Raw genomic sequence first — 4,970 nt, forward strand, 5'->3', positions numbered from 1 at the left:
GCCCTCGGCCGCCGTGACGGCGCGCGCGGCCGGCGCCACGGCGCGCGGCGGCAGCAGTCGGTGGGCGGCGAGCGCCTCGGGGAGCAGGCCCGGGCGGGTCACGTGCCCGGCGCAGCCGGCGAGCAGGGCCAGCAGCGTCACCCCGGTGGCGACGGCGGCGAGCAGCGACGTCACCCGGCGCTCACCCCACGGCCCGCAGGTCGAGCCCGTCGACCAGCGCCGGAACGCGGTCGGCCGTGGTGTCGGCCAGCGGCACGATGGTGGCCCACACCGAGGAGCCGGACAGCACGAAGAACGGGCGCCCGTCGGAGAGCGTGTCGCGGAACAGTTCGCCCGAGGGCACCGAGGCGCCCTGCCAGGGCGGGAGTTGCACGGTGTGCTCGCGCGTTGGCCGCCCCATCTCGACCAGGCCGAGCGTCGGCACCTCCTTCACCACCGTGGCCGGCCGCGCCAGGCGGGTGCCGGCGGAGGCGTCGGGGGAGAGGGTGATCCCGTCGTCGTGCTCGGCGATGCCCAGGGTGCGCAGCAGCAGCAACACGTCGGTGAGCGCGGCCCGGTAGAGGCGGGTGACCAGGCTGAACCGCCGGCCCTGCCAGACAACGAGCGTGGGGTTCTCGACCTGTTGGGCCTGGGCGTCGTACTCGCTGGTGGTGGCGGTGCGCAACGTCCCGCCCTGGAAGGCGAGTTCGCTGTCGAAGGCGGTCACGCCCAGCGAGGCGGCCACGGCCTCGGCCAACGCGGCCGGCCCCGCCGTGAGTTCGTACAGTCGGCCGTCGGCGACCACCTCGACCACGGAGGTCGCCGGCCGGGTCAGGTCGAGATCGGCGGCGAGGCGGTAGGCGACGCCGTCCAACGCGCGGTGTTCGACGGCTGCGGATGGCGCCACGTGGTTCCTCCCGTTGGTCGCTCCGTGAGGGGGCGCCGTGCGTCCCCGAAGCAGGTGCGCGGAACGGGAAGGGAGTCTACCCGTGTTGAATGACGGTGTACAGACAACCTCTCGGGGGCGTTCGGCCGCTCAGCCCCGCACCACCACCGGCACATCCCCGCGCGGCAGCACCTCGCCGATCACCGGATGCCCCGGCACCTCGCCGGCCAGCAGCAGCCCGCCCGAGGTCTGCGCGTCGGCCAGCAACAGCCGCTCCAGAGCCGGAAGTTCATCGAACGCGACCTGGGGTTCCACCCAGGCCAGGTTGCGCCGGGTGCCGCCGCTGACAAAGCCGTCCTCGGCCGCGGCCCGCGCGTCCGCCAGCAGCGGCACGGCCGCCGCGTCGATGGCGACCGTCACGTTCGAGGCGCGCGCCAACTTGTAGGCGTGGCCCAGCAGTCCGAACCCCGTCACATCCGTCCCCGCCCGCACGCCCGCCGCCACGGCCGCCACCGAGGCGTCCCGGTTCAACTCCGCCATCACGGCCACCGCCTCGGGGAACACCGTGCCCGTCGCCTTGTGCCGCGCGTTCAACACCCCGCTGCCCAGCGGCTTGGTCAACGTCAACGCCCGCCCCGGCTCCGCCGCGTCCAGCCGCAGCATCCGCCCGGGGTGCACCATGCCCACCACCGACATCCCGTACTTGGGCTCGGGATCGGTCACGCTGTGCCCGCCCGAGACCTGGCAGCCGGCCGCGTGCGCCACGTCCCGGCCGCCGCGCAGCACCTCGGCCGCCAGCTCCATCGGCAGCGTCTCGCGGGGCCAGGCCAGCAGGTTGACGGCGGCCCACGGGGTGCCGCCCATCGCGTAGACGTCGGAGAGCGCGTTGGCGGCCGCGATCCGGCCCCAGTCGTACGGGTCGTCCACCACCGGCGTGAAGAAGTCGGCGGTGGTGACGACCGCCCGCTCCTCGTCCAGCCGCACCACGGCCGCGTCGTCCCCGCCGCCGTCGAGGCCCACCAGCAACTCGGCGGCCGGGTCCTTCGGTTGGCTCGCGCCGTCGCCCAACGTGGCGACGAGCGCGTCGAGTTCACCCGGCGGGATCTTGCAGGCGCAGCCACCGCCGCCGGCGTACTGGGTCAGTCGAACGGTCACCCGCCGGACGCTACCGCCGCGCGGGGCGCGGCGACAGGGCCCGGGGTCTCGCGTTGGGATCTTCGGGGAACCAAGAGAGACGTAGACTTCTCGCCGGAGGCGGGCGGGTGCCTGGTGGCCCCCACGGTCTTCAACACCGATGCGGTCGGGAACCCCGGCCGGGTGGGTTCGATCCCCATACGCCTCCGCCAGACGCTTGACGCTGCGCCGGCCTTCCGGCGAGGAGGAGCGCAGCGCCTCCTCCACCACCTCCTCCTCCACCACCACCTCCGCTCCGCGTCCGCCGCGCCCGCCGGGGGCAAAGAAGTTGCCGGGGGCCCGGCGTCGGAGCAGGATCTCCGGCGATGGGCGCCCCGGGGCGCCCGGCCTGGGTGGCCGGCGGCGCGGAAGGCGGAACATGGAGCCACGGGAACTTCGCCGCGCGGTCGCGGCGGGGCGGGAGGCGGCCGTGGCGCTGGGCCTGCCCGTCGACGACGTCCACGTCGTCCACGACTCGGACCGGGTGGTGCTGCGCCTGGTCCCGTGTGACGCGCTGCTCCGGGTCGCGCCCGCGCACGGGCTGGCCGAGGCGGAGTTCGAGGTGGGCGTCGCGCGGCGGCTCGCCGAGGTCGGGGCGCCCGTGGCCGAGCTGGACCCGAGGGTCGAGCCCCGGGTCCCGGTGCGTGACGGCTTCGCCATCTCGTTCTGGACCTACTACGCGCCCACCAGTTCGGCCGTCGCGCCGGCCGACTACGCGGACGCCTTCCTCCGGCACCACGCCGCCCTGCGCCGGGTCGAGCTGGACGCGCCGCACGTCACCGACCGGATCGCCAGCGCGCTGACCGTGGTCAACGACCGGGAGCGGTCGCCCGAACTGCCCGACGTCGACCGCGAGTTCCTGGCCGACACGCTCGGCGGGCTCGGCGCCGCGATCGGCGGCGACCGGGCCCGTGACCAGCTGCTGCACGGCGAGCCGCACCCCGGCAACCTCCTCAACACCGGCGGGGGCCCGCTCTTCGTCGACCTCGCCACCTGCTGCCGTGGGCCGGTCGAGTTCGATCTCGCCCACGCCCCCGAGGAGGTGACCCCGCACTACCCGGGCGCCGACCCGGAGCTGGTCCACCGGTGCCGCGCCCTGAACTGGGCGCTGTTCTCGGCCTGGCGCTGGCGCCGGGACGACCAGATGCCGGGCCGGGAACGGGGGAGGACGGAGGGGCTGCGGCAGGTGCGGGCCGCCCTCGAACGCCGCGGGTGAGGCCGGGCGCCCTCCTACGCCGTCGCCTCGGGCGCCTCGAGGAGGCGGCGCAGCACCTCCGCCTCCGCGTGGAGCCGCGCCGCGCGCTCCGCGTGTGCCGGGGAGGTCAACTGCGCGGCTGCGGCCTCCCGTTCCTCGATCTCGGCCCGCACCACGGCCACGACGTCCGCCTCGCTCAACGCGCGGCGCGGCGCCTCGGCGGCCCCCACACCAACGGGCGACGCCTCGATCGCGCCGGCGCGCGGCGCCGCGTCGACCGGCACCGCCTCGGCGTTGTCCAACGCGGCGAGCGTGCCCCGCAGGGCGCTGACGGCCGCCCGGTCACGGGCGCGCATGGCCTTGGGCAGGGCCTCACGCAGGCGCGTACGCAGTGATGACATGCCTCGACCCTAGGCGATCTCCCGGAACGAACGGGCGCCGGCCACCGCCCCCGGGCCGCCGGCTGACAACGCGGCGCCCGCTGGCATAGGTTGAGCCCGGCCGGGGGACCGCAGCCGGCCGCCGCCCGCGAGACCGCGAGCCCGAGTAACCGCCAGACCGCCAGAACTCCGCCCCGGGAGGCCGGCGTTGACGCCCGACGCCCGACGCCGTGTGCCGCGCACCGACGCGCTGCTGGCCGATGCCCGACTGGCCGACGCGACCCGCCGTCTGGGCCGCGCCCTGGTCCGCCGCGCCGTCGCGGAGGCCCAACGGCGCGTGCGGGAGGGCGCGTTGGAGCCCGAGCAGGCCGTCGACGCCGCCCTCGTCACGCTGCCGGAGACCGCCACCAGCCTGCGGCCGGTGCTCAACGCCACCGGCGTCCTCGTCCACACCAACCTGGGCCGCGCCCCGCTCTCCCCGGCCGCCGTCGAGGCGGTCCGGGCCGCGTCCGGGCCGACGGACGTGGAGTTCGACCTGGCCGGCACCGGGCGCCGCGCCCGGCGGGGCCGGGGCACGCTCGCCGCCCTGGCCGAGGCGGTGCCGGCCGCCGAGGCCGTCCACCTGGTCAACAACAACGCCGCCGCCCTCGTGCTGGCCGCCACCGCCCTCGCGCAGGGCCGGGAGATCGTCATCAGCCGGGGCGAACTCGTCGAGATCGGCGACGGGTTCCGCCTGCCCGAGCTGCTGGCCAGCACCGGCGCGCGGCTGGTCGAGGTCGGCACGACCAACCGCACCCACCTCGATGACTATGCTCGGGTCATCGGCCGGGACACCGGCTGCGTGCTCAAGGTGCACCCGTCGAACTTCGCCCTCACCGGCTTTGTCTCCTCCGTGCCCGTCGCCCAACTCGCCACGCTGGGCGTCCCGTTGGTGCACGACATCGGCTCCGGGCTGCTCCGCCCGCACCCCGCGCTGCCCGACGAGCCCGACGCCGCGACCTCCCTCGCCGCCGGCGCCGACCTGGTCACCGCCAGCGCCGACAAGCTGCTCGGCGGCCCCCAGGCCGGCCTGCTGCTGGGCCGCCGCGACCTCGTGGCACGGCTCCGCACCCACCCGCTGGCCCGCGCGCTGCGCGTCGACAAGCTCACCCTCGCCGCCCTGGAGGCCACCCTCCTCGGCCCCCAACCGCCCGTCGAACGCGCCCTGATGACCAGGCCCGCCGAGCTGGCCGCCCGCGCCGAGGCGCTCGCGAAGGAGCTGACCGCCCGGGGCGTCGCCGCCGAGCCCGTGCCCAGCGAGGCCCGCGTCGGCGGCGGCGGAGCCCCCGGCGTCGCCCTGCCCAGCGCGGCCGTCGCG

General features: G+C 76.4%; 5 protein-coding genes and 1 tRNA gene. 3 read left to right on the forward strand and 3 right to left on the reverse strand.

Translation table 11 applies throughout. The features are described 5' to 3' along the window. Positions 1-181 precede the first annotated feature (181 nt). The gene (locus tag EBN88_RS28520) at positions 182-886 is read right to left on the reverse strand and encodes a hypothetical protein (protein WP_122399903.1); all 705 of its coding nucleotides are present in this window, start codon (positions 884-886) and stop codon (positions 182-184) included. Positions 887-1,015: 129 nt separating this feature from the next. Continuing rightward, positions 1,016-2,020 carry a selenide, water dikinase SelD gene (gene selD, locus EBN88_RS28525; protein WP_122399904.1) on the reverse strand — a complete coding sequence of 335 codons (1,005 nt, stop codon included), beginning with the start codon at positions 2,018-2,020 and terminating at the stop codon, positions 1,016-1,018. 95 nt (positions 2,021-2,115) lie between these two features. Here selD and EBN88_RS30950 point away from each other — a divergent pair. Continuing rightward, a tRNA-Sec gene (locus tag EBN88_RS30950) sits at positions 2,116-2,211 on the forward strand. 206 nt (positions 2,212-2,417) lie between these two features. After that, complete coding sequence (locus EBN88_RS28530; RefSeq protein WP_122399905.1) at positions 2,418-3,254, forward strand: phosphotransferase; 837 nt, start codon at positions 2,418-2,420, stop codon at positions 3,252-3,254. Positions 3,255-3,268: 14 nt separating this feature from the next. Here the strand turns inward: EBN88_RS28530 and EBN88_RS28535 are convergent, their stop codons facing one another. Beyond that, the gene (locus EBN88_RS28535; RefSeq protein WP_122399906.1) at positions 3,269-3,589 is read right to left on the reverse strand and encodes a hypothetical protein; all 321 of its coding nucleotides are present in this window, start codon (positions 3,587-3,589) and stop codon (positions 3,269-3,271) included. 232 nt (positions 3,590-3,821) lie between these two features. Between EBN88_RS28535 and selA the strand changes: the two genes are divergently transcribed. Continuing rightward, on the forward strand, positions 3,822-4,970 hold a 1,149-nt coding region (gene selA / locus EBN88_RS28540), incomplete at its 3' end, for an L-seryl-tRNA(Sec) selenium transferase (protein WP_233581073.1).

Origin of the sequence: Streptomyces triticirhizae (assembly GCF_003696235.1) — a bacterium.
In the GTDB taxonomy this organism is placed as follows: domain Bacteria; phylum Actinomycetota; class Actinomycetes; order Streptomycetales; family Streptomycetaceae; genus Streptomyces; species Streptomyces triticirhizae.